The sequence below is a fragment of the Polaromonas sp. LjRoot131 genome (genome assembly GCF_964252805.1).
GTDB lineage: Bacteria > Pseudomonadota > Gammaproteobacteria > Burkholderiales > Burkholderiaceae_C > Polaromonas.
On the sequence record NZ_CAXUPF020000001.1, the window covers coordinates 2,067,359 to 2,089,045 of the forward strand.

General features: G+C 66.6%; 22 protein-coding genes. 14 read left to right on the forward strand and 8 right to left on the reverse strand.

Features of this window, described 5'->3' with window-relative positions; all coding sequences use genetic code 11:
• Positions 1-3: 3 nt before the first annotated feature.
• Positions 4-540, reverse strand: coding sequence for a hypothetical protein (locus tag ACSQ27_RS09740; RefSeq protein WP_436155242.1), 537 nt, complete (start codon positions 538-540; stop codon positions 4-6).
• Between the two features lie 250 nt (positions 541-790).
• On the opposite strand from ACSQ27_RS09740, the gene ACSQ27_RS09745 reads away from it, so the two are divergent.
• The gene (locus ACSQ27_RS09745; protein ID WP_436155243.1) at positions 791-991 is read left to right on the forward strand and encodes a YqaE/Pmp3 family membrane protein; all 201 of its coding nucleotides are present in this window, start codon (positions 791-793) and stop codon (positions 989-991) included.
• Positions 992-1,015: 24 nt separating this feature from the next.
• Here ACSQ27_RS09745 and ACSQ27_RS09750 read toward each other — a convergent pair whose 3' ends face one another.
• On the reverse strand, positions 1,016-1,987 hold the full coding sequence (locus tag ACSQ27_RS09750) for a threo-3-hydroxy-L-aspartate ammonia-lyase (RefSeq protein ID WP_436155430.1): 972 nt from the start codon (positions 1,985-1,987) through the stop codon (positions 1,016-1,018).
• A 150-nt stretch (positions 1,988-2,137) separates the two neighbouring features.
• Here ACSQ27_RS09750 and ACSQ27_RS09755 point away from each other — a divergent pair, with 150 nt between their 5' ends.
• The 3 genes from ACSQ27_RS09755 to ACSQ27_RS09765 all read left to right on the forward strand — a co-directional run bounded on the left by ACSQ27_RS09755 (position 2,138) and on the right by ACSQ27_RS09765 (position 5,742).
• Positions 2,138-4,687, forward strand: a complete 2,550-nt coding sequence (locus ACSQ27_RS09755) for an FtsX-like permease family protein (RefSeq protein ID WP_436155244.1) — start codon at positions 2,138-2,140, stop codon at positions 4,685-4,687.
• A 170-nt stretch (positions 4,688-4,857) separates the two neighbouring features.
• A complete protein-coding gene (locus ACSQ27_RS09760; protein ID WP_436155245.1) occupies positions 4,858-5,328 on the forward strand; it encodes a hypothetical protein in 471 nt (156 codons plus the stop codon).
• Between the two features lie 186 nt (positions 5,329-5,514).
• Positions 5,515-5,742, forward strand: coding sequence for a hypothetical protein (locus ACSQ27_RS09765; protein ID WP_436155246.1), 228 nt, complete (start codon positions 5,515-5,517; stop codon positions 5,740-5,742).
• A 23-nt stretch (positions 5,743-5,765) separates the two neighbouring features.
• On the opposite strand, the gene ACSQ27_RS09770 is transcribed toward ACSQ27_RS09765, so the two are convergent.
• Positions 5,766-6,677 (reverse strand): LysR family transcriptional regulator, encoded by a 912-nt coding sequence (locus ACSQ27_RS09770; protein WP_436155247.1) that lies wholly within the window; start codon positions 6,675-6,677, stop codon positions 5,766-5,768.
• An 80-nt stretch (positions 6,678-6,757) separates the two neighbouring features.
• On the opposite strand from ACSQ27_RS09770, the gene ACSQ27_RS09775 reads away from it, so the two are divergent.
• Together ACSQ27_RS09775 and ACSQ27_RS09780 are read left to right on the forward strand one after the other, a co-directional pair.
• Positions 6,758-7,180 (forward strand): DoxX family protein, encoded by a 423-nt coding sequence (locus tag ACSQ27_RS09775; RefSeq protein WP_436155248.1) that lies wholly within the window; start codon positions 6,758-6,760, stop codon positions 7,178-7,180.
• Positions 7,181-7,199: 19 nt separating this feature from the next.
• On the forward strand, positions 7,200-7,877 hold the full coding sequence (locus ACSQ27_RS09780) for a glutathione S-transferase family protein (protein ID WP_436155249.1): 678 nt from the start codon (positions 7,200-7,202) through the stop codon (positions 7,875-7,877).
• On the opposite strand, the gene ACSQ27_RS09785 is transcribed toward ACSQ27_RS09780, so the two are convergent.
• Positions 7,874-8,767 (reverse strand): LysR family transcriptional regulator, encoded by an 894-nt coding sequence (locus tag ACSQ27_RS09785; protein WP_436155250.1) that lies wholly within the window; start codon positions 8,765-8,767, stop codon positions 7,874-7,876. The genes ACSQ27_RS09780 and ACSQ27_RS09785 overlap by 4 nt on opposite strands.
• Before the next feature lie 138 nt (positions 8,768-8,905).
• Here ACSQ27_RS09785 and ACSQ27_RS09790 point away from each other — a divergent pair, with 138 nt between their 5' ends.
• The 5 genes from ACSQ27_RS09790 to ACSQ27_RS09810 all read left to right on the forward strand — a co-directional run bounded on the left by ACSQ27_RS09790 (position 8,906) and on the right by ACSQ27_RS09810 (position 12,584).
• Positions 8,906-9,181, forward strand: a complete 276-nt coding sequence (locus ACSQ27_RS09790) for a DUF1127 domain-containing protein (RefSeq protein WP_436155251.1) — start codon at positions 8,906-8,908, stop codon at positions 9,179-9,181.
• Between the two features lie 42 nt (positions 9,182-9,223).
• On the forward strand, positions 9,224-10,345 hold the full coding sequence (locus ACSQ27_RS09795) for a lipocalin-like domain-containing protein (protein ID WP_436155252.1): 1,122 nt from the start codon (positions 9,224-9,226) through the stop codon (positions 10,343-10,345).
• A 38-nt stretch (positions 10,346-10,383) separates the two neighbouring features.
• Entirely contained in the window at positions 10,384-10,677 is a 294-nt protein-coding gene (locus ACSQ27_RS09800) for a YciI family protein (RefSeq protein ID WP_436155253.1), read from the forward strand.
• Between the two features lie 773 nt (positions 10,678-11,450).
• On the forward strand, positions 11,451-12,056 hold the full coding sequence (locus ACSQ27_RS09805) for a hypothetical protein (protein WP_436155254.1): 606 nt from the start codon (positions 11,451-11,453) through the stop codon (positions 12,054-12,056).
• 90 nt (positions 12,057-12,146) lie between these two features.
• Positions 12,147-12,584 (forward strand): PaaI family thioesterase, encoded by a 438-nt coding sequence (locus tag ACSQ27_RS09810; RefSeq protein ID WP_436155255.1) that lies wholly within the window; start codon positions 12,147-12,149, stop codon positions 12,582-12,584.
• A gap of 13 nt (positions 12,585-12,597) precedes the next feature.
• Here ACSQ27_RS09810 and ACSQ27_RS09815 read toward each other — a convergent pair whose 3' ends face one another.
• The 4 genes from ACSQ27_RS09815 to ACSQ27_RS09830 all read right to left on the reverse strand — a co-directional run bounded on the left by ACSQ27_RS09815 (position 12,598) and on the right by ACSQ27_RS09830 (position 17,839).
• Positions 12,598-14,166 (reverse strand): DHA2 family efflux MFS transporter permease subunit, encoded by a 1,569-nt coding sequence (locus tag ACSQ27_RS09815; RefSeq protein ID WP_436155256.1) that lies wholly within the window; start codon positions 14,164-14,166, stop codon positions 12,598-12,600.
• A 78-nt stretch (positions 14,167-14,244) separates the two neighbouring features.
• The gene (locus ACSQ27_RS09820; protein ID WP_436155257.1) at positions 14,245-15,648 is read right to left on the reverse strand and encodes an HlyD family efflux transporter periplasmic adaptor subunit; all 1,404 of its coding nucleotides are present in this window, start codon (positions 15,646-15,648) and stop codon (positions 14,245-14,247) included.
• 84 nt (positions 15,649-15,732) lie between these two features.
• Positions 15,733-17,196 carry an efflux transporter outer membrane subunit gene (locus ACSQ27_RS09825; protein WP_436155431.1) on the reverse strand — a complete coding sequence of 488 codons (1,464 nt, stop codon included), beginning with the start codon at positions 17,194-17,196 and terminating at the stop codon, positions 15,733-15,735.
• Positions 17,197-17,305: 109 nt separating this feature from the next.
• On the reverse strand, positions 17,306-17,839 hold the full coding sequence (locus ACSQ27_RS09830) for a MarR family winged helix-turn-helix transcriptional regulator (RefSeq protein WP_436155258.1): 534 nt from the start codon (positions 17,837-17,839) through the stop codon (positions 17,306-17,308).
• Positions 17,840-17,928: 89 nt separating this feature from the next.
• On the opposite strand from ACSQ27_RS09830, the gene ACSQ27_RS09835 reads away from it, so the two are divergent.
• From ACSQ27_RS09835 to ACSQ27_RS09845, 3 genes are all read left to right on the forward strand, one after another.
• The gene (locus ACSQ27_RS09835) at positions 17,929-19,713 is read left to right on the forward strand and encodes an ABC transporter transmembrane domain-containing protein (protein ID WP_436155259.1); all 1,785 of its coding nucleotides are present in this window, start codon (positions 17,929-17,931) and stop codon (positions 19,711-19,713) included.
• Between the two features lie 167 nt (positions 19,714-19,880).
• Positions 19,881-21,197, forward strand: a complete 1,317-nt coding sequence (locus tag ACSQ27_RS09840; protein WP_436155260.1) for a Glu/Leu/Phe/Val family dehydrogenase — start codon at positions 19,881-19,883, stop codon at positions 21,195-21,197.
• Positions 21,197-21,685 carry a hypothetical protein gene (locus tag ACSQ27_RS09845; RefSeq protein ID WP_436155261.1) on the forward strand — a complete coding sequence of 163 codons (489 nt, stop codon included), beginning with the start codon at positions 21,197-21,199 and terminating at the stop codon, positions 21,683-21,685. The genes ACSQ27_RS09840 and ACSQ27_RS09845 overlap by 1 nt, the downstream gene beginning before the upstream one ends.
• The last annotated feature ends 2 nt before the right edge of the window (positions 21,686-21,687 follow it).

Sequence of the window (21,687 nt, forward strand, 5' to 3'; positions counted from 1 at the left end):
ACTTCAAGGCCGCAGTGACTCGGCGGCAAACGCGGCCGCAAACAGCAGGGGCTCGTGTTCTTTGCCAAGCCGGGGGATTTGCTGCTCCAGCAAGGCATTGCGCTGGAGGGCGGCATGCGCCTCGGCCAGGCCTTGGGCATAGGCCTCCCGGGCGAGGCGCTTGGCCTTCCTCTCGCCATGGACTCCCACCCGAAAGTTTTTGCGCTGGCGCTTGCCCCACGCATCCAGCCAAAAGGCCTGCCAGTAGGGTGCGGGCATGCCGCCCTGTTTTTTGGAGGCGGCCAGGTAGCGCGCCACGCCCACCGTTCCCGAGGAATTGCCCCTGGTTTTTTGCGCACGGCGCCACAGGCGATGGTCCGCGTCAAACGTGGCGATGTGCGCCTCCAGTGCATTCCTGTAGATCTTTGCGGCGGCCAGCGACTTGCGTTTGCCGCCGTAGCACAGGTCGGTGAATGCCTTGGTCACGCTCTGCCCATAGCGCCGGACACAGACTCGCCAACTTCTCTCGCGGTCGGACTCGACGCGGGTGATGCGGCGCAAGGGATTTTGGTAATCGGTTCTGAACATGGTTTTAAAAAACCTGAACCGTATTCGAATTCACCCGGCACACCCACGAAGATTGTCTTGGTGCGGGTATTGTTTGTTGGATTTCCCGGAACCAGGCTGTTTTCAAGCCTGAACGCCGGCGGAAAAGTCACAGTAAAGTAGGCTCATGCGCGGCGACGCGAGTGCGTGGCGGATGCCGGCCGTGGCCGGCGGGCATGATCTGAAAACCGAAAGGGAGAAAAAAATGAGACTGTTGATTGCGCTGATTCTTCCGTGGCTGACCTTCTTCACGATAGGACGGCCGTTCGCGGGCATCTTCTGCCTGGTGCTGCAGCTGACGCTGATCGGCTGGCTGCCGGCCACGATCTGGGCCGTCTATGCGCTGAGCCAGTACAAGACGGACCAGAAAATCAAGGCGGCGCTGGCCGGCCAGGGCAAAGCCTGACACAGCCTGGGCCCTTGCGCCGGATCAGCGCGGTGCCAGCAACTCCGCGTAGCGCCCCAGGTCGACGTTGCCGCCGCTCACGATGACGCCTATGCGTTCACCCTTCGCGGGCGGATTCGCTTCCAGCGCCTTGCAGGCGCCGGCGAAAGACAGGCAGCCGGTGGGCTCGACCACCATCTTCATGCGTTCGGCGAAAAAGCGCAGGGTGTCCACCAGCTGTGCGTCACTCACCGTGAGGATGTCGTCGACATCGCGGCGGATGATGCCGAAGGTGTAGTCGCCCAGGTACTGGGTCTGCGCGCCGTCGGCAATGGTCTTGGGTGTGGCGATGCGCACGATGCGGCCGGCGCGCAGCGACTGCAGGCCGTCGTCGCCGGCTTCCGGCTCGACGCCGTAGACCTTGCACTTCGGCGCCAATGCGCGCGCGGCCAGCGCCGAACCGCTGGTGAGCCCGCCGCCGCCCAGGCAGATGTAGAGGCGGTCCAGCGCGCCGGCCTCTTCGAACAGTTCCTTGGCGGCCGTACCCTGGCCCGCGATCACGTCGGGATGGTCGTAGGGCGGGATCAGCGTCATGCCGCGGTCGGCGGCCAGCCCCTTGGTCAGGGCTTCGCGGTCTTCGGTGAAGCGGTCGTAGAGCACCACTTCGGCGCCGTAGCCGCGCGTGGCGGCCAGCTTGGCGGCGGGCGCGTCCTGCGGCATCACGATCACCGCGGGCATGCCCAGCATGCGCGCCGACAGCGCCACCGCCTGCGCATGGTTGCCCGACGAGAAGGCGATCGCGCCGGCCTTGCGCTGCGCGGCATCGAATTTCGAGAGTGCGTTAAAAGCGCCGCGAAACTTGAAGGCGCCCATGCGCTGGAAGTTTTCGCACTTGAAGAAAAATTCGGCGCCCCAGCGCGCCTCGGCGGTGGCCGATTTCAGCACCGGCGTGCGGTGTGCATGGCCTTCAATGCGCGCGGCGGCGGCGATCACGTCGTCATAGGTCGGGAGTTGCATGGCGGAAGAGGCTTTCATGGCGGGACGGAAAATTCAGGGCCTAGCTTAAACGAAGGCGGGGTTTTCCCGGCAGCAGCAGACCGGCCTTTTCTGTACCGATACAGATGCCTGATTTCGCCTTGGCTGCGGCGCTGAAGGCACAATGAGGCGATGCGCGCCCTGCTCTCTAGTTTCTCCTGGCGGGAATTGCAACACCACCCCTGGCGCAACGCCGCGGCGGTGGCGGCCGTGATGCTGGGTGTGGCGCTGGCGTTTTCGGTGCAGCTGATCAACGCCTCGGCGCTCAGCGAATTCTCCCAGGCGGTGCGCGCCGTCAACGGCCAGCCCGACCTGGAGCTGCGCGCCGTGCAGGGCGGCTTTGACGAGAACCTGTACCGCCGCGCGGCTGCCGACCCGCAGGTGGCCCTGGCCAGCCCGGTGCTCGAGCTCAGCACCTATGCGCTCACCGCGTCTGCGAGCGGCAAGGCCGAACGCCAGCCGCTGCGCATCATCGGCGTGGATGCCCTGGCGGTGGCCGCCATGGCGCCGGCCCTGATGCCCGTGCCGGCTACCGATGCAGGGCGCTTCGCGCTGTTCGCGCCGGGCCAGGTGTTCCTGAACCCGGCCGCGCGGCAGCTGTTCAACGGCCCTTCGCTGCGCCTGCAAAGCGGCCTCGAACTGCGCGAGGTGAGCGTGGCCGGCAGCGTGGGAGCGGGCGGCGGGCCGCTGGCCGTGATGGACATCGCTGCCGCGCAAGACCTGTTCGGCAGGGGCGGCCAGCTTTCGCGCATAGACCTGCGGCTCAAGCCGGGCGCCGAGGCGCGGCGTTTCATCGCATCGCTGCAACTGCCGCCCGGCATCACGGCTACCGCGCCGGGCGACGCGGCCGAGCGCGTCAGCAACCTCTCGCGCGCCTACCGCGTCAACCTCACAGTACTCGCATTGGTGGCGCTGTTCACCGGCGCCTTCCTGGTCTTTTCGGTGCTCTCGCTCAGCGTGGCCAAGCGCGCGCAGCAGTTCGCCTTGCTGGGTGTGCTGGGACTGACGGGGCGCGAGCGCCTGCAGCTGGTGCTGGCCGAGTCGGTGCTGCTGGGCCTGGCCGGCAGCGTGCTGGGCATCACATTGGGCACGGCGCTGGCCGCGCTGGCGCTGCGGTTGCTGGGCGGCGACCTGGGCGGCGGCTATTTTTCCGGCGTCGCGCCCAGCCTGCAGTGGAACGGCGCGGCGGCTTTCACCTACGGCGCGCTGGGCGTGCTGGCCGCGGCGGTGGGCGGCTGGTGGCCGGCGCGGGCCGCGCAGAAGCTGCCGCCCGCGCAAACGCTTAAAGGCCTGGGCGCGAGCGCCGGCGGCGGCAAGGGCCACTGGCTCAGCATCGCGCTGATCGCGGCGGGCGGCCTGCTGGCGCTGGTCCCGCCGCTGTTCGGCATTCCGCTGGCGGCCTATGTGTCCGTGGGCTTGCTGCTGGTGGGCGGCATCACGGCCCTGCCCTGGCTGATCGCGCTGCTCTACGACAGGCTCAGCCCGCATGTCACCAACCGCCTCCTGCCGCTGTTGGCGGTGGAGCGCGCGCGCCGCGTGCGCGAAAGCGCGGCCGTGGCCGTGAGCGGCGTGGTGGCCTCGCTGAGCCTGGCGGTGGCGCTGACGGTGATGGTGGCGAGCTTTCGCGAATCGGTCACGCGCTGGCTGGACGTGGTGCTGCCGGCCGACCTCTATGTGCGCACGGCACTGGGCAGCTCGGCCAGCGACACCGCGTATTTCTCGCCCGAGTTCGTGCAGGCCCTGGCCGGCCTGCCCGGCGTGGCGCGCGTGGGCGCGGCGCGCACCGTCCAGTTGTTGCTCGACCCGGCGAGGCCGGCCGTCACGCTGGTCGCGCGCCCGCTGGAAGACCCTGCCACCGCACTGCCTCTTGTAGGGCGGCTGTTGCCGGTGCCGCCCGGGCATGTGGGCATCTATGTGAGCGAGCCCATGGTGGACCTGTATGGCGCGCGCCCAGGCAGCGTCTTTCAGCCACTGTCGCAGTCCTTGCAGGCCGGCGCCGGCACGGCGGCGGCACCGCCGTTTTACGTGGCCGGCGTCTGGCGCGACTACGCACGCCAGTTCGGCGCCATCGCGATGGACCGGAAGGACTTCGAGCGCCTGACCGGCGACCGCCGCGCCAACGACCTGGCACTGTGGCTGGACGGCAGCGCGGGCGATGCCCAGGTGCAGCAGGCGGTGCGCGCGCTGGCTGAACGGCAGTCGGGCGCGGGCGCGATGCTGGAGCTGGCCTCGGTCAGCGAGCTGCGCGCGACCTCGCTGAAAATTTTCGACCGCAGCTTCGCGGTGACCTATTGGCTGCAGGGGGTAGCAATCGCCATCGGCCTCTTCGGTGTGGCGGCCAGCTTCAGCGCGCAAGTGCTGGCGCGCCGCAAGGAGTTCGGCCTGCTGGCCCACCTGGGCCTGACGCGTCGGCAGATCCTGGCCGTGGTGGCCGGCGAAGGCGCGGCCTGGACGCTGACCGGCGCGCTGGCCGGCCTGGCGCTGGGGCTGGCGGTTTCCACCGTGCTGGTCTATGTGGTGAACCCGCAAAGCTTTCACTGGACCATGGACCTGATGCTGCCCTGGCTGCGCCTGGGCCTGCTCTGCGCAGCCGTGGTGGTGGCGGGCACGCTGACCGCCTGGCTGGCCGGACGCGCCGCGGCCGGCAAGGATGCGGTGCTGGCGGTCAAGGAAGACTGGTAGGCCTCGGCGCCTATACGCGGAGCCATCAGGGAACGGCTGGGTACACACTCCCGTGCCGTCCTACAGCGGGCAAGGCCGGTCTCCCACGCTGCCCGGGCACCCCGCGCCGCACACTGGCTCCCATGAGGACCTCGCCTCTTCTTTTATCCCTTCACGCATGGGAGCACGCGATGACCACCCCCACAACCGTCAATTCCCCGCCCCACGCCAATGCCCGCCCCGGCATGGCCGGCCCCTTACCGGCCCCTGCGCACTCCGCCACACGGCTGGCCCGCGGCCTGCTGGCCACCCGTAACGGGGACGGCAGCGTGACGCTGTCGCTCGAGCAACCGCTGACCCTGCAGGCCGAAGAACTCGAAGACCTGGTGACCAACATGGCCGGCTTGCGTGCCGAGCTGAACCCTCCCTACCCGCTGGACTGCCCGCCGCTGTGCGCACTGGAGCCCTGCTACACGCCGCGCCACTGGGTCGCCTGCGACCCGCTGACCGGCAAGATCCTGCTGTTCCTGCGCCACCACCTTTTCGGCTGGCTGGGCATCGTGCAGACGCCCGAGGCCGCGCTGGAAATGCTCAAGTCGGTGGCCGTCGAAATGAAGAAGCTGGAACTGTCGGAGCGCGACCCGAGCCAGGGCCTGCACTGAAAACCAAGCGATCAACAGAACCAAAGTTTTAGTTTTTTCCAATGCCGGCGCCTTCCTGTGAAGGCGCTTTCTTTTGCTTACTCAAACTCACGCTTTTGACCCGCAATTGTCATCACAGCGCCCCTCTGCGCTTCTACCATGGAGAACCAGCCAAGAAATCGAAATCACGTCAAAGAGGTCTTCACCATGGCATTCGTCAAAGCACCGCCACATGACTACCGCATTGAAAACGTCGACCCTGTGCAGGGCAGCCTGTTGCACGCCAATTCCCAGCATCTCTACGCCGACTACTCGCTGGCAGTCGCCGTCGCCGTCAAAAGTGTCGCCGACCCCACCCGACAGGAAGTGCGCGTGGTCCATATTCCCAGCGGCGAAGTGGTCTTCAGGACGTCCGGCGCGGGCCGCTCGTTTTGAGTTTTTTGAATTTGCCGAACAGCTCAGGCCAGGCGCACGCTGGCCGCGAAATGGTCGTAGACCACTGCAATGCGGCGCAGGTGGCGCGATTCGGCGTGCGCCAGCAGCCACAGGTCTGACTCGCAGTCGGTCAGCGTCTCGCCCAGCGGCACCAACGACGGCTCGCCGGCCAGCATGAACACGGGCACGATGCCCACCCCCAACCCCGCCTTGATCGCGTCCATCACCGCCACAATGCCATCGGCGTAATGGCGCGGCGTGACCTTGGGCAGTTGCTTGCGCCGCCACAGCACCGAGGGATGTTCGGGCAGCGACTCATCGGGCGCTACCCAGTCAAAACCGGCGAGCACGTCCATCGCCTGCGGCTTCTTCGCCGATGACAAGGCCTTGGCCTGCGCCTTCAGGCCACACAGCACAAAACGCACCGTGCCCAGCTTGCGCCCCACAAGATGGTCGGGCGGCTTGCGTGTCGCGCGCAGCGCCAGGTCGGCGTCGCGCCGGCTCAGGCTGGCGAGTTCGTTGCCGGTTCGCAGGTCCAGCTGCAGCAAGGGGTGCTGCGCCAGCAGCGGCTTGAGCGAGGGCAGCACCAGGCCGCGCAGCACGGCATCGGTGGTCGTGAGGCGCACCCGGCCCGCCACACCTTCATGCGGCCGCTGCGCGCTGGCGCGCGCGGCTTCCAGCTCGGCCTCTATGCGCTCGGCGTGCTGCACCAGGCCCAGCATGGGCTCGGTCGGCAGGTAGCCGAGGCGGGAGCGCTCAAACAGGCGCTGGCCCAGGCTTTTCTCGATGCGCTGCACCGAGCGGAACACCGTGGAAGCATCGGCCCCCAACCGCCGCGCGGCTTCGGCCAGCGTGGCGCCGCGCACCAGCGCCAGCAGGGTCTGCAGGTCGTAGGCGCTGAGCGCGTATTGCGGTTTTGCAATGAATGCTTTCATGATCGCCAATTTACATTGCTTTTTTGCAATCGTAAAGTGGCGGCTCCTTTCACTCCAGCCCTTGACCGGGCATTGCCATCATGACGACTTTCGCCTCCCAAAACCCCACCGCCGGCCATGGCGCCGCGCTGCTGCGCATTGCGCTGGGCACCATGTGGATCACCCACGCGCTGCTGAAAATTTTCGTCTTCACGCTGCCCGGTACGGCGCAGTTCTTCGAGTCGGTCGGCCTGCCCGGCTTCATGGCCTACGCAGTGGTGGCGGCCGAATTGGCCGGCGGCGCCGCCCTGCTGCTGGGCTTTTACGGCCGCCAGGCCTCGCTGCTGCTGGCGCCTGTGCTGGCGGTGGTCGTCTGGGTGCACTGGCCCAACGGCTGGGTGTTCACCAGCCCCAAGGGCGGCTGGGAATACCCGCTCTTCCTGCTGGTCGCCTCGCTGGCCCAGTGGCTGCTCGGCGACGGCGCCTGGGCGGCACGCCGCAGCCAGTGGCTGGTGCTCCGTTGAACAAACAAGGGAGCAAGCCATGAAACTGACCCTCATCAGCCACACGCTGTGCCCTTACGTCCAGCGCGCGGCCATCGTGCTCGCCGAAAAAGGCGTGGCCTTTGAGCGCCGCGACGTGGACCTCGCGGACAAACCGGACTGGTTCAAGGCCGTGTCGCCCCTGGGCAAGACACCGGTGCTGCTGGCGGGCGACGACGCGATTTTTGAGTCTGCCGTGATCTGCGAATACCTGGACGACACGCTGCTGCCGCGCCTGCACCCAGGCGACGCCCTCCAGCGTGCACGGCACCGGGCGTGGATGGAGTTCGGCTCCAGTGTGCTGAACACCATAGGCGCTTTTTACAACGCATCCGATGCCGCCGCGCTGCAAAGCCGCCGCGAAGAGTTGGCCGGCAAGTTCGCCCAACTGGAGGCGGTGCTGCCAGTGCAGGGGCCGTATTTTTCGGGTGAAGCCTTCAGCATCGTCGACGCGGTCTTCGGTCCGGTGTTCCGCTATTTCGATGTCTTCGAAGCACTCGGTGAATGCGGCTTTTTTGAAGCGACGCCCAAAGTGCTGGCCTGGCGCGCAGCACTGGCGCAGCGGCCTTCCGTGCGGCAAGCCGTGCGCGACGACTATGCGGCCGAGCTCACGCGCTTTCTGCAGCGGCGCGGCTCTGAGCTCTCGCGGCGCATGGACGGCATCACCGCCACGGCCTAAGCCTGGCGGAAATTCGCCAGGATCTTGAGCAGGTTGCGCGTGGCGCCGTCCAGCGCTTCCGGCGGCCGGTGCACCATGGCCGTGTGGCGCACCAGCGCGGGCTTGAGCGGCAGCAACTGCACGTCATGCCGCACGTGGGACTCCTCCTGCGACTCCTCCCGGGGCAGCACGGCGGCGCCGTAGCCGGCCGCGACCAGGCTCTTGATGGCCTCGGAGTAGTTGAGCTCGATGCGCGCGCGCGGCGTGAAACCCGCATCGGCGAACCAGGCCATGGTCATGCGGTACATATGGGTCGGCGTCTCGTTGAAGATCAGCGGCTTGCCGGCCAGCCAGGCCGGCGTGGCGTGCTTGGGCGCCTTCCAGCGTTTGGGCACAAAAGCCATCATCGGGTCACTGCGCCAGTGCGTGATCACCATGCCGCGCTGCGCGGGCGGCGGCGTGGCGACCAGGCCCACGTCCAGCGTGCCCTGCAGCAGGCGCTCAAGGGTGTCGGCCGACCCCAGGATGCTGACCTCGACGTCGATGTCGGGATGGGCCAACTCCATGGCCTTGAGCACCTGCGGCAAAAAATACACCAGCACGCCGGTGGTGCTGCCCAGGCGCACGCGGCCGGCGCGGCCCTCAACGTGGCGCTTGACCGCGTCGACCGCATCGTCGGCGTCGCGCAGCAGGCGGCGCGCCCGCTCGACCAGCACGGCGCCCGCCGGCGTGGGCTCGACCTTGCGGCCGCCGCGCACCACCAGCGGCGTGCCGAGGCGGCTTTCCAGTTCGCTCACGTGCAGGCTGACGGTGGGCTGCGCCAGGTGCAGGCCCTGCGCCGCGGCCGAGAAAGTGCCCAGGTCGGTGATGGCCACTAGGGTGCGCAGCTGGTCCAGGTTCAATTCACGCATGGAAGATGCTTCATAAGGTGTCTCATCAGGAATGCTGATAGTTTTGATCAGAAAACTCAACTTCCACAATACCAGAATAAATTGCACCATGGGCGCCTGGCTTCACTCACACCGTCATCAGTCCACAAGGAGCACCCCATGCCTTCCGCCGCCATTCCCACCGTCACACCGGTCTTCAGCCTCAGCGCCGGGCTGCACCGCCTTGCGGGCCTGGCGGCGGCGCTGTGCAGGTTCGGCGGCACCTGGTTCAGGCCTTCGTACGGCGATGCATCGGGTGAGCCGCCGCCCACCCGCCTGCAGCGGGACGAGCTGATGGCCATGAGCAGCCATGAGCTGAGCGACCTGGGCATAGGCCGCAGCGAGATTCCGGCCCTGTTCGGCGAGCCCTCGTCCTGGCAATCCAGCCGCTATTGAGGGCCGGGCACCAAGCCCTGGCTTGCTGCGAGAATCGGGGCCATGGCCGCCCTCCAAACCTCCAGCAGCTCCCGGCTCGGCGACGCCATCGTCCGGCTGCCCAGGCGCAGCTTGCTGCTGGCCGGCGCCGCGCTGACCGGATGGGGCGCCGCCCCAGGCCCGGCGCAGGCCCTGCCCGTCAAAGCATTGGTGTTCCCGCGCGACCGCGGCGCGCATCCCGCGTTTCGCACCGAGTGGTGGTACATCACGGGCCAGGCCAGCGCCGAAGCAGGCAAACGCGTGTTCGGCTTCCAGCTGACCTTCTTCCGTTCGCGCGTGGACGCCACTCAGGGCATGGCTTCGAAATTCGCCGCCAAACAACTGGTCTTCGCCCATGCCGCCCTGACCGACGTGCAGGGCAAAAAACTCTGGCACGACCAGCGCATCGCGCGCGACGGTTTTGGCGTGGCTGCCGCGGCTGAAAGCGACATGGACCTCACGCTGCGCGACTGGTCGCTCAAAGCCGAAGGCAGCAAATACCTCGCCGAACTTCCGTCCACCGACTTCGGGCTCAAGCTCGCGTTTGAAGAAACGCAGGAGGTGCTGCTGCAAGGCAAGCAAGGCCTGTCGCGCAAAGGCCCCGAAGAAAAGCAGGCCAGCTATTACTACAGCCAGCCCCAGATCGCGGCACGCGGTAGCCTGCGGCTCAAGGGGCAGAGCTTTGCCGTGAGCGGCAAGGCCTGGCTGGACCACGAATGGAGCGAGGAAATCCTGCACCCCGACGCGGCAGGCTGGGACTGGATAGGCATGAACCTCACCGACGGCAGCGCCCTCACCGCCTTCCGGCTGCGCGGCAAGGACGGCGGCACGCTGTGGGACGGCGGCTCCTTCCGTTCACCCAAGGGCGGGCTCTACACCTTCAGCCGCGGCGAAGTGATCTTCAAACCGGTGCGCCACTGGAAAAGCCCCCTGACGCAAACCAGCTACCCGGTGGAATGGATAGTGCGCACCCCCGCTGACTTTTATACCGTGCGCGCCGTCATCGACAACCAGGAACTCGACAGCCGCCAGTCCACAGGCGCGATCTACTGGGAAGGGTTAAGCGAGTTGATCGACAGCAATGGCAAGGTGGTCGGTATGGGCTATCTGGAAATGACGGGGTATGCGCAGCCGTTGCGGATGTGAGTCTTCCTTCTTTCTACATATTCAACAGGAGAAAGTCCATGCGATGGGTGGCCATCTTTGACGACAAGCCTTCCATGCTCGCGGTTCGCCAGGAGCGTGAACCGCTGCATCTGGCTTACCTACGCGCGCACGAAAGCGAGATTCTGATCGCGGGCGGTTTGCGTGAAGCGCCCGGTGGGGGTTTTGTTGGTGGGCTTTGGGTGCTGGAGGTTGAATCTCGGAAACGTGCTGTTGAGCTGGTGGAGAACGATCCTTACTTTGTGGCTGAGCATCGGGATTATCGGTTGCTGACTTGGGGGAAGGCGTTGGCTGATAAGCAGGTTGTTCTTTGACGGCTTGCACCGAGGGCTCTGCTTAGTCGATTGGTGGTGTTCTCTGCTGAGGGTGGCTGGCCGGGGTCGCCCGGCGGCGACTCACTTTTCTTTGCTTCGCCAAAGAAAAGTAAGCAAAAGAAAGGCGACCCGCAGTCTGGGCCCCTACGCTTCGCTACGGGCAACCTGCGGTGCTCGACTACGGCGGGGTCTCGCTAAACTCGCTGCGCTGCGCTTCGCTCAAACAACGCGATCCCTGATCCGCCTACGTCTGCGCTCCTCGGCCCAGCCAGGACGGGGCAATCGGGAACGGGAGCGGGGACAAACACCAAAGAACAAACCAAGACCACAAGGACTCGCCATGGCGAGTCCTTGTTTCTTCTGTATTGGTATTCCTTCCCCACCCCTTGTGGATGCGCCGAGGAGCGCAGGTTCAGGCGGATAAGGGATCGCGTTGTCTGAGCCGAAGGCGAGTTTAGCGAGACCCCGCCTGAACCGAGCACCGCAGGTTGCCCGCAGCGCAGCGGAGGGACGCAGCAACCAGGGTCGCCTTTTCTTTTGCTTACTTTTGGTGTTTGCGTAACTTCGCTTCGCGAAGTGAGCAAACCCCGCGCGCGTAGCGCGCCTTTTGGCGAACAAAAGAAAACCCGCTTTGCGGGTTTCGCTAAAAGTGAGTAGCCGCCGGGCTACCCCCGGCCAGCAAGCCTCAGCAAAGGACACACCATAAGAACAAGCCTAGACCCACAGAGTGACTACACTGACACCTCCCCCACAGCCCCACCCCAATCCCAAAAATGGAATTCTTAACTTTGGTGACCTGCGTCGCCATAGCCATCTACATCCTCAAACTGTCGGAAGAACGCCGCCGCATCGCCCTGCTGGGCAGCCACCTCGGCCAGTACCAGATTGAAAAACTGATGGAGACCCTGACCGACGGCTATCTGCGGGCGCTGGGCGAGAAGGAACCGGAACGGCGCGAGCAAGTCTGGAACCAGCTGGCCAGCTCGGAACTGAAGCTGTGCGAACAGTTCACCCGTTTTGCCGCGGGCTTTTCAAAAGTCGACGAGGTGGATGCGCGCGCAAGCAAACTGCCGATTGCCGTTCCCTTCGTTGCCAAACTCTTTCCAGGCTTGACATTCGACATGCGAAAAGCACTGGCGATTCACGCCCAGGGCATCCTGCAGACTGCGGAAAACAGCGCCCAGCGCACGCCCAAGGACAAGGCCTTCACAATGTCGGCCGAGCTGTTTCTGATGCAGCACAGCTGCCACTGGTTCTGCAAATCGAAAGCCGTGGCCTCGGCGCGCATGCTGGTGCGGCACAAGACCTCGCAGGAGCAACTGGTGGCGTCGGTATCGCCTGAGACGCGCGCGGCCTACCTGGCCTTGACGGGTCGGTAACGCCTGCGTCCCAGGCAGCGGATCTTTCCAGCCGCCGGGCTGTCGCCCGCGCTACAGCCAACCGCCATCGCCGGTCCTATATTTCCAGCCATGACGGAACCCACAATCCTGAACACCCTGCAGGCAGTGAACCAGACCGCCTCCTTCAACCGCTGGGCCGGTTTTGAGGTCGTGCGCGCAGCGGCCGGCGAGGCCGAGATCCGCATGGCCTGGCGGGAGGACGACATGGGCCAGTACGCCGGCTACCTGCACGCGGGCCTGATAGGCGCCATGCTGGACACGGCCTGCGGTTATGCCGCAGCTACTGTGGCCGGGCGTGTGCTAGCTTCGCATTTTTCAGTGAATTGCCTGGCGCCGGCCGTGGGCCGCGGCTTTGTGGCGCGGGGGCGTGTAGTGAAGGCCGGTCGCAAGCAGGTGTTCGCGGGTGCGGAGCTGCTTGCCGAGCAGGACGGTGGCGAGTTGGTGCTGGTGGCTACCGGCAATGCGATCCTGGTGCCAGTGGATACGCCGGTCGCGGCCAAGGCTTAGGGCTCTCGCCGCCCTAGTGCGCTCCCGCAGCCGCATCCGCCCCACCCGCCCCCGCATGCGTAGGCCGCGTCAAAAACACCAGCGGGATCAGCAGCAGGAAGATCAGCGCCGACACATAGAACACGTCGTTGGCCGCGAGCATGTAAGCCTGCTGGTCGGCCAGGCGGTTGATGGTGCCCAGGGCCTGGTCGGGCGTGAGGCCGGCGCCGGCCAGGCCGGCCAGGGCGCTGTTGGTGGCGGTGCTGCCCTGGTTCACGTATTCGCTGATCTGCGCATGGTGCATGGCGGCACGGTCCTGCCAGATGGTGGTGGCGATGGAGGTGCCGAAGGAGCCGGCCGTGATGCGCACGAAGTTCGACAAACCCGAAGCGGCCGGGATCTTCTCGGGCGAGATGCCCGACAGCGTGATGGTGACCAGCGGGATGAAGAAGAAGGCCATGGCCACGCCCTGGATGATGGTCGGGATCATGATGGTCTGGAAGTCGGCCTGGGTGTTGAAGTGGGAGCGCATCCACAGCACCAGCGCGAACACCATGAAGGCAAAGGCGGCGAAGCGGCGCGGGTCGACCTTGGAAATGTTCTTGCCGACCACGGGCGACAGCAGCAAGGCGAAGGCCCCCACCGGCGCCAGCACCATGCCGGCCTGCGTGGCGGTGTAGCCCATGTACTGCTGCAGCCACAGGGGCAGCAGCACTACGTTGCCGAAGAAGAGGCCGTAGCCCACCGACAGCGCGAGCGCGCCGGCCCAGAAGTTGCGCTTCTTGAACAGGGTCAGGTCCACCACCGGGTGCTCTTCGGTGAGCTCCCAGATCACAAAGGCGGCCAGGCCGACGACCGCGATGATGCCTAGCGCAATGACCTCGCCGGAATGGAACCAGTCCAACTCCTGGCCTTTATCGAGCATGATCTGCAGCGAGCCGACCCACACCACCAGCAGCGCCAGCCCCACGGAATCGATGGGCAGCTTTTTGGTGGGACTTTCACGTTTTCGGAAGATGCTCCAGGTGATGAAGGCCGCGCCGAAGCCGACGGGGATGTTGATGTAAAAAATCCAGGGCCAGGAGATGTTGTCGGTGATCCAGCCGCCCAGCAGCGGCCCCATGACCGGCGCGATCAGCGTCGTCATGGACCATAGCGCCATGGCCAGCCCCGCGAGCGCCTTGGGGTAACTCGACAGCAGCAGCGCCTGCGACAAGGGGATCATGGGCCCGGCGACCAGGCCCTGCAGCACGCGCAAGAAAATCAGCGTGGTCATGTTGGGCGCCAGGCCGCACAGCCAGGAGGTGAGCACGAACAGCAGGACGCTGGCCGTGAACAGGCGCACCTGGCCGAAGCGCTGCGACAGCCAGCCGGTGAGCGGAACGGCGATCGCGTTGGCCACACCGAAGCTGGTGATGACCCAGGTGCCCTGGTTGGGGCTCACACCCAGGTCACCGGCGATGGCGGGCAGCGACACGTTGGCGATGGACGTGTCGAGCACGTTCATGAAGGTCGCGGCCGACAGGGCCAGCGTCCCCCACAGGCGCGCGGAGCCCGTCAGCGGCGGGGGTGGGACATAAGCGGAAGCAGGTGCGGAAGCCATGAAAGCCTTGCGAATAAGGGGCTGGTGGAAACCGCGGTGGGGGTTTGCCGCGGTTGCGCGTGCTGGGGCGGTGGTGGCTTAGCGCGCCGGACGGTTACCGGCCAGGGACAGCGTGTGGCTGAACGCCAGGGTCTGCGCTTCTGCGCCGGCCTGGGCGGGCGAAACCGCCCCTCCCGCCGGAAGTACTGGCTTCACCTTGGCGGCCTTGGCCGACTTCACCGCGGCCTTGCCGGTGTTGGCGGCGATCACGCGCTGCACGTCCCGGTCGGCGGCATCGTCCTGCGTGCCGTAGCTCTGGGTGTGCGCCACGGCGGCATCGCGCGGCGCGTCGGCCAGCGTCTTGCCATCCTTGTTGCTCACGTCGACTTCGGCGTCCATGGACAGGCCCACACGCAGCGGGTTTTCGGCGAGCTGTTTGGCGTCCAGCGCGATGCGCACGGGCACACGCTGCACCACCTTGATCCAGTTGCCGGTGGCGTTCTGCGCGGGCAGCAGCGAGAACGCCGCGCCGGTGCCTACACCCAGGCCGGCGACCGTGCCCTTGTATTCGACCTTCTTGCCATAGAGATCGGCCACCAGGGTGACGGGCTGGCCGATGCGGATGTTGCGCAGCTGCACTTCCTTGAAATTGGCGTCGACCCAGACCTGCTTGAGCGGGATGATGGACATCATGGGCGTGCCGGCGGCCACGCGCTGGCCGAGCTGCACGGTGCGCTTGGCGACGTAGCCGTCCACCGGCGCGAGCAGGCCCGCGCGCTGCGTGGCGAGGAAAGCTTCACGAACCCGGGCGGCAGCCACCTGCACGCTGGGGTGCTGCTCGATGCTGGTGCCTTCGGTCAGCGCCTGGTTGCTGGCGAGCTGCTCGCGCGCGGCGACCACGCCGGCCTGCGCGGCGGCCAGCGCGCTTTTGGCGGTGTCCAGCTGCGTGCGGGCGTGGTTGAGTTCTTCCTTGGACACGGCGCCGTTGCCGGTGAGCGATTGGCGGCGGTTGAGGTCGTCATTGGCGCGCGCGATGTCGCTTTGGGCCTTGGTCACATCGGCGTCGCGCAGCGCGATCTGCGCGGCCAGCGTGCCGTTGTTGGCGTAGAGCGTGCGCGCCTGGCGCACGGCCTGGGCCAGCGCGGCTTCGGCCTGCTCGAGCGCGACCTTGGCGTCGGCCGGGTCGAGTTGCACCAGTGCCTGGCCGGCTTTCACGAAATCGGTGTCGTCGGCCATGATGGCCATGACGGTGCCGCTGATCTGCGGCGTGATCTGGATCACATTGCCCTGCACATAGGCGTTGTCGGTGGACTCGTAATGGCTGGCGACCAAATATTCATAAGCGCCCCAGCCCAAGCTGGCAAGCACCACGACGGCGGCCAGCGCGGTCAGCGCCTTTTTGCGCTTGGGGTTGCCTGCGGGTGCCGGCACCGGTGCGGCGGCAGGTGTGGGCGTCGGGGAAGCGGATGGCGCTGGGGAATTGGAGGATTCAGGAGTGTTCATGATGCGTGTTATGGGTTGGGTTAACTTTTGATCGCGTATTGATCGCCTGTGATCGCTTTGATGCCTGTTGATCGCTGGTCTTGTTCAGAAAGCCGCATGGGCCTGGCGCCCCGCAGGCACGGCCTGGCCGGGGGTGTAACCGCCACCCAGCGCGCGTATCAGCGCCACCTGCGTGTCCAGCGCACGGGCCGACAGGTCCACCGCCTGCCGGCGCTGGGCCAGCACGCTGGTTTCCGCCGTGAGCACGTTGAGGTAGTTGCCCAGGCCGGCCTTGTAGCGCTGCACGGCGATTTCGTAGGCGCTTTCGGCGGCGTCCTGGGCGGCGCGCTGCTCGGTCTGCTGGCGGGTGATCGCCTGTGAAGACGCCACCTGGTCGGCGACGTCGCGCACCGCGTCGATCACGGCGGCGTTATAGCTTTCCACCGCGGCGTCGAGGTCGGCGGTCTTGCCGCGCAGGTTGGCACGCAGTCGGCCCGCGTCAAAAATCGGCAGGCGCAGCGCCGGGCCCACGCCCCACTGCCGGCTGCCCGAGTCCATCAGGTTGCCCAGGCCTATGCTGGAGAAACCGGCGAAGGCGACGAGGTTGATGTTGGGATAGAACTGGGTCTTGGCGTTGGCCACGTCCCTGGTCGAGGCCTCGACGCGCCAGCGCGCGGCGGCGACGTCGGCGCGGCGGCCCAACAGGTCGGCCGGCAGGGTAGCGGCGACGGCAACGTTTTTGATCGCGGCTTGCGCGGGTGGATTCAGCGCGGCGGCGGCCTCGGGCTGGCCGACCAGCGCGCCCAGCGCGTTGCGCGTGAGGGCCATCTGCTCCAGCACGGTTTCAAGCTGCAGGCGCGCTTCGGGCAGGCCGCCCTCGCTCTGGCGCAGTTCAAGGCGGGTGTCCAGGCCGGCGTTGACGCGGTCCTGCACCAGCTTCAAGGTTTCCTCGCGCTGGGCCAGCGTGCGGCGCGCCACATTGGCTTGTTCATTGAGGCGCACCAGCTGGAAATATGTGCGGGCGACATTGCTGGCCAGCAGCACGCGCGCGGCCTGGGCGTCGGCTTCGGCGGCGTTGGCGCTGCCCAGCGCGGCATCGAGCGCCGCGCGGTTTTTGCCGAAGAAATCAAGCTCCCAGCTGGCGTTGAGCTGTGCCGTGCCGCTTTCGCGGATGGAGCCGGCCAGCGGCGGCGGCACCGCGCCATTGGCGGTGTAGCGCTGGCGGGTCAGGTCAAGCTGGCCGGTGAGCTGCGGCAAGGTGGCGGCATCGGCCACTTCAATGACGGCTTGCGCGCGCGCCAGGCGGGCCTGGGCGAGCTTGAGGCTGGGGCTGGTCTGCAGGGCTTGCGCGACCAGGGTGTTGAGCTGCTCGTCGCCGAAGTCGCGCCACCACTCAGCGGCCAGCGGTGCCTGCGCCGAGGCCTGCCCACCGGCATCGGCTTTCAGGCCCAGCGACGGCGCGTCGCGCAGGCTGGACTGCGGCGCGATGCCGGACATATCGGCGCAGCCGGTGAGGCCGGTCGCCATCAGGCCCACGGCGACCACGCTGGCAGCGGCCACCAGGGCCATACGGAAGGAGGCGCGCCAGACCGGCAGGGTTTCGCCGGCATTCTGCTGCGCAGTGCCGGAAATGACGGAGTTGGCGGAGGTATTGGAATCCATGGGAAAGGAACAGGTGTTATTTGTCATGTTGTTCATTCGCTGCTTGGAGGGTGTGCGCGGTTTCGAGAATGCGGCGCAGATAGGCTTTGAGGTTTTGCCACTCTTCCACCGAAAATCCGGCCAGGTGGGCGTTCTGCACGCGGCTCAGCACGGCGGGGATTTCCTTGGCGGCGTCGCGACCTTCGGGGGTCAATTCGATGTTCACCACGCGCCTGTCGTCGACGGAGCGGATGCGGCGGCAAAAGCCCTTGGCTTCGAGCCGGTCCAGCAAGCGAGTCATGGAGCCGGCGTCGAGCTGGCATTCACGCGCGAGTTCGGCCACGGTGGAGGCTTTACGGAGGTAGAGCTTGAGCATGGGCACCCACTGGGCGTTCGTCAGGCCCTGGGGTTCGAGTTCGCGCGCGACTTGCTGGGAAACGCTGTTGATGATCTGGCGCATCAGGTAGCCGGTGCTTTGGCCGGCGTCGTAATCAGCCGCGCAATAGAAATCGGCCGGTAAACCGCAAAGTGCGGGACCGGGGGATTCCGGGCGGGTGGGTTTGGAAGTCATGGGCTCGAATAATACATGCCTAGGCAATTAATGTCAAGGCTGTGTTTGTTTCGGCAATTTATCGCCCTAATTTTGACTAAACTCCTCCCATGCCTACTCTCCCCTCCTCCATGAGCCCCAAAGGCTCCCCGCGTTCGCTCTCCGGCCTTTTGCCCTTTCTGCGGCCCTACCGGGGCCACATCCTGCTGGCAGCCGTCTTCCTGGTGCTGGCCGCGGTAGCGACGCTGGTGTTTCCGCTGGCCCTGCGCAGCCTGATCGACGGCGGACTCAGCGCGGCCGACAAGGGCCAGCAACTGATGGCCTTGCGCACGCACTTCTTCGAGCTGTTTGCTGTGGCCGCCGCGCTGGGGCTTTTTTCGGCGGGCCGCTTCTATATGGTGAGCTGGCTGGGCGAGCGCGTGACGGCCGACCTGCGCAACGCGGTGTATGCCCACGTGGTGCGGCAAAGCCCGGAATTCTTCGAGACCACGCAGACCGGCGAGGTGCTGTCGCGCCTGACCGGCGACACGACGCTGGTGCAGACCGTCGTCGGCTCGTCACTGAGCATGGGCCTGCGCAATGCCGTGATGGGCATAGGCGCGCTGGGCATGCTGGTCTACACCAACCCCTATTTGATGGTGCAGGTGCTGGGCGTGCTGGTGCTGATCGTCGCGCCTTCGGTGTGGTTCGGCCGGCGCGTGCGCAAGCTGTCACGCGCCAGCCAGGACCGCGTGGCCGACTCCAGCGCCATCGCCGCCGAGGTGCTCAATGCGATTCCGGTGGTGCAAAGCTATACCGCCGAAGCACGCGAGTCGGCGCGGTTCGACCAGTCGACCACCAATGCCTTCAACACCGCCGTGCGGCGCGCGCGGGCGCGCTCGGTGCTGGTGGCCTTCATCATCATCGCCACCTCGGCGGCGCTGCTGTGGGGCCTGTACCAGGGCACGCAGGCCGTGATGCGCGGCGACATCTCGGCCGGCCACCTGGGCCAGACCGTGGTCTACGTGATCATCCTGGCGAGCGCCGCGGCGGTGCTGGGCGAGGTCTACGGCGACCTGCTGCGCGCGGCGGGCGCCACGGAACGCCTGATGGAGCTGCTGGCTTCGCGCTCACCCGTCACCTCGCCGCCCAACCCTGTGCCGGCGCGGCTGACGCAAGCGGGCAGCGCCATCCAGTTTGAGGCCGTGAACTTTCACTATCCGTCGCGCCCGGCGCAGGCCGCGCTCAGCGATTTCAGCCTGAGCGTGGCGCCCGGCGAAACCGTGGCCATCGTCGGGCCCAGCGGCGCGGGCAAGAGCACGGTGTTCCAGCTGCTGCTGCGTTTTTACGACCCGGCTTCGGGCCGCATCGCACTCGACGGCGTGCGCACCGCCGACATGTCGCTGCAGGACCTGCGCGACCGCATCGGCATCGTGCCGCAGGACGCGGTGATCTTCTCCACCAGCGCGCTCGAGAACATCCGCTACGGCAAACCCGGCGCCAGCGACGAGGAAACCCGCGCCGCCGCCCAGGCCGCGTTCGCGCACGAGTTCATCAGCGCCTTGCCCGAGGGCTACGACACCTTCCTGGGCGAACGCGGCGTGCGGCTGTCGGGCGGTCAGCGCCAGCGCATCGCGATCGCGCGGGCCATGCTGAAGAACGCGCCGCTGCTGCTGCTCGACGAAGCCACCAGCGCGCTGGATGCCGAAAGCGAGCGCATGGTGCAGGCGGCGCTGGAGTCGGCCATGAAGGGCCGCACGACGCTGGTCATCGCCCATCGCCTGGCCACAGTGCAGCAGGCCGACCGCATCCTGGTGCTGGACCACGGCCGGCTGGTGGAGCAAGGCACGCACACCGAGCTGGTGAACCGCGGCGGCGTGTACGCACGGCTGGCGGCCCTGCAGTTCACGGTGTGATGCACCCGTCGATCCGGCCGCCTAGGCCTTGCTGCCAGGCTCAAGGCCGGCGATATGCATTATTTGCATAGATAGTGGTGCACAATGCCTTGGACTATTCGGGAACAGGCTTTTAAGCTCCGTGCATTGACTTTTCCTCTCAAGAAATCCCACAAGGAGTTTTTTCAATGTCACACCCCGCCACCTCCTCCGGCTCCACCCCCGCCGGCTCCCATCCCCTCCCCTCCTACCTCCAGGCCGACAACCTCGGCCCCTGGGGCAACTACCTGCAGCAGGTCGACCGCGTCATCCCGCACCTGGGCAGCCTGGCGCGCTGGGCCGAGACGCTCAAGCGCCCCAAGCGCGTGCTGATCGTCGACGTGCCCATCCACATGGATGACGGCACCGTGGCCCACTTCGAGGGCTACCGCGTGCAGCACAACGTCTCGCGCGGCCCAGGCAAGGGCGGCGTGCGCTTTCACCAGGACGTCACGCTGTCGGAAGTGATGGCCCTGTCGGCCTGGATGTCCGTCAAGAACGCGGCGGTGAACGTGCCTTACGGCGGCGCCAAGGGCGGCATACGCGTCGACCCCAAGAAGCTCTCGCGCGGCGAACTCGAGCGCATGACGCGCCGCTACACCAGTGAGATCGGCATCATCATCGGCCCCAACAAGGACATCCCGGCGCCCGACGTCAACACCAACGACCAGATCATGGCGTGGATGATGGACACCTATTCGATGAACACCGGCTCCACCTCGACCGGCGTGGTCACCGGCAAGCCGGTCGACCTGGGCGGCTCGCTGGGCCGCCGTGAAGCCACCGGCCGCGGCGTGTACACCGTGGGCGTTGAAGCGGCCAAACACATCGGCCTGGACATCGCGAGCTCGCGCATCGCGGTGCAGGGCTTCGGCAACGTGGGCGGCGTGGCGGGCAAGCTGTTTGCCGAAACCGGCGCGCGCGTGGTGGCGGTGCAGGACCACGGCGGCACGATTTACCGCGAGGCCGGCCTGGACGTGCCGGCCCTGCTCAGGCATGTGGAAGCCAACGGCAGCGTGGCCGGTTTTGCAGAAGCTGAAGTCATCGCCAACGACGCGTTCTGGGACGTCGAGTGCGACATCCTGATCCCCGCCGCGCTCGAGCAGCAGATCACCGCGGCCAATGCCGGACGCATCAAGGCGCGCATGATCATCGAAGGCGCGAACGGCCCGACCACGCCGGCCGCCGACGACATCCTGCACGACCGCAATATCCTGGTGCTGCCGGACGTGATCGCCAACGCCGGCGGCGTGACCGTCAGCTACTTTGAATGGGTGCAGGATTTCTCCAGCTTCTTCTGGGACGAGGAAGAAATCAACAAGCGCCTGGTCAAGATCATGAAGGACGCCTTCGCCGGCGTCTGGCACGTGGCGCAAGACCAGAAGGTCAGCCTGCGCACCGCGACCTTCATCGTGGCCTGCAAGCGCATCCTGCACACGCGCGAACTGCGCGGCCTCTACCCCTGATGGCCGACGCGCCCGACGGCCCTGGCGGGCGGCCTGCGATGGCCGCTTTTCGCGTGCCTGCGGCCGCGCTGTTTCTGGGCGCGCTGGTGGCGGCCCTGGCGGCGCTGCTGGGGCCTTTGCTCGACGGCCCGGCCATCGCGCGCTGGACCGTGCAAAGTTATGAAGAAGAAAACCTGCGGGCCGCCTTCGCGCTGGTCGGCATCCGCCACCTGCCGATGTTCCTGCTCGCGGTGGCCGCCGGCAATGCCGTCTACAGGCTGCTCAAAAGCACTTCGCCCGCCATGGTGGCGGTCAGCGCCCTGCCCTGGCTGCTCTACGTGGTCGTGACCGGCACGATGGAATCCATGGCCGTCGATGAAAGCCCGTTCAGCTGGATGAGCTACGAGCCGGCCTATTTCATCTGGCCGCATTTCGTTGCCATCCCCCTGGGCCTGTATGCGGCCAGCCGCATGGTGCGACGGCGCAGCGCAATGTCCGCGCCCGGCTGAGC

Excerpts from the sequence above, each read along its gene's own strand:
- ACSQ27_RS09745 (WP_436155243.1), top strand. The coding sequence starts at position 791 with ATGAGACTGTTGATTGCGCTGATTCTTCCGTGGCTGACCTTCTTCACG.
- ACSQ27_RS09750 (WP_436155430.1), bottom strand. The coding sequence starts at position 1,987 with ATGCAACTCCCGACCTATGACGACGTGATCGCCGCCGCCGCGCGCATT.
- ACSQ27_RS09755 (WP_436155244.1), top strand. The coding sequence starts at position 2,138 with ATGCGCGCCCTGCTCTCTAGTTTCTCCTGGCGGGAATTGCAACACCAC.
- ACSQ27_RS09760 (WP_436155245.1), top strand. The coding sequence starts at position 4,858 with ATGACCACCCCCACAACCGTCAATTCCCCGCCCCACGCCAATGCCCGC.
- ACSQ27_RS09765 (WP_436155246.1), top strand. The coding sequence starts at position 5,515 with ATGGCATTCGTCAAAGCACCGCCACATGACTACCGCATTGAAAACGTC.
- ACSQ27_RS09770 (WP_436155247.1), bottom strand. The coding sequence starts at position 6,677 with ATGAAAGCATTCATTGCAAAACCGCAATACGCGCTCAGCGCCTACGAC.
- ACSQ27_RS09775 (WP_436155248.1), top strand. The coding sequence starts at position 6,758 with ATGACGACTTTCGCCTCCCAAAACCCCACCGCCGGCCATGGCGCCGCG.
- ACSQ27_RS09780 (WP_436155249.1), top strand. The coding sequence starts at position 7,200 with ATGAAACTGACCCTCATCAGCCACACGCTGTGCCCTTACGTCCAGCGC.
- ACSQ27_RS09785 (WP_436155250.1), bottom strand. The coding sequence starts at position 8,767 with ATGCGTGAATTGAACCTGGACCAGCTGCGCACCCTAGTGGCCATCACC.
- ACSQ27_RS09790 (WP_436155251.1), top strand. The coding sequence starts at position 8,906 with ATGCCTTCCGCCGCCATTCCCACCGTCACACCGGTCTTCAGCCTCAGC.
- ACSQ27_RS09795 (WP_436155252.1), top strand. The coding sequence starts at position 9,224 with ATGGCCGCCCTCCAAACCTCCAGCAGCTCCCGGCTCGGCGACGCCATC.
- ACSQ27_RS09800 (WP_436155253.1), top strand. The coding sequence starts at position 10,384 with ATGCGATGGGTGGCCATCTTTGACGACAAGCCTTCCATGCTCGCGGTT.
- ACSQ27_RS09805 (WP_436155254.1), top strand. The coding sequence starts at position 11,451 with ATGGAATTCTTAACTTTGGTGACCTGCGTCGCCATAGCCATCTACATC.
- ACSQ27_RS09810 (WP_436155255.1), top strand. The coding sequence starts at position 12,147 with ATGACGGAACCCACAATCCTGAACACCCTGCAGGCAGTGAACCAGACC.
- ACSQ27_RS09815 (WP_436155256.1), bottom strand. The coding sequence starts at position 14,166 with ATGGCTTCCGCACCTGCTTCCGCTTATGTCCCACCCCCGCCGCTGACG.
- ACSQ27_RS09820 (WP_436155257.1), bottom strand. The coding sequence starts at position 15,648 with ATGAACACTCCTGAATCCTCCAATTCCCCAGCGCCATCCGCTTCCCCG.
- ACSQ27_RS09825 (WP_436155431.1), bottom strand. The coding sequence starts at position 17,196 with ATGGCCCTGGTGGCCGCTGCCAGCGTGGTCGCCGTGGGCCTGATGGCG.
- ACSQ27_RS09830 (WP_436155258.1), bottom strand. The coding sequence starts at position 17,839 with ATGACTTCCAAACCCACCCGCCCGGAATCCCCCGGTCCCGCACTTTGC.
- ACSQ27_RS09835 (WP_436155259.1), top strand. The coding sequence starts at position 17,929 with ATGCCTACTCTCCCCTCCTCCATGAGCCCCAAAGGCTCCCCGCGTTCG.
- ACSQ27_RS09840 (WP_436155260.1), top strand. The coding sequence starts at position 19,881 with ATGTCACACCCCGCCACCTCCTCCGGCTCCACCCCCGCCGGCTCCCAT.
- ACSQ27_RS09845 (WP_436155261.1), top strand. The coding sequence starts at position 21,197 with ATGGCCGACGCGCCCGACGGCCCTGGCGGGCGGCCTGCGATGGCCGCT.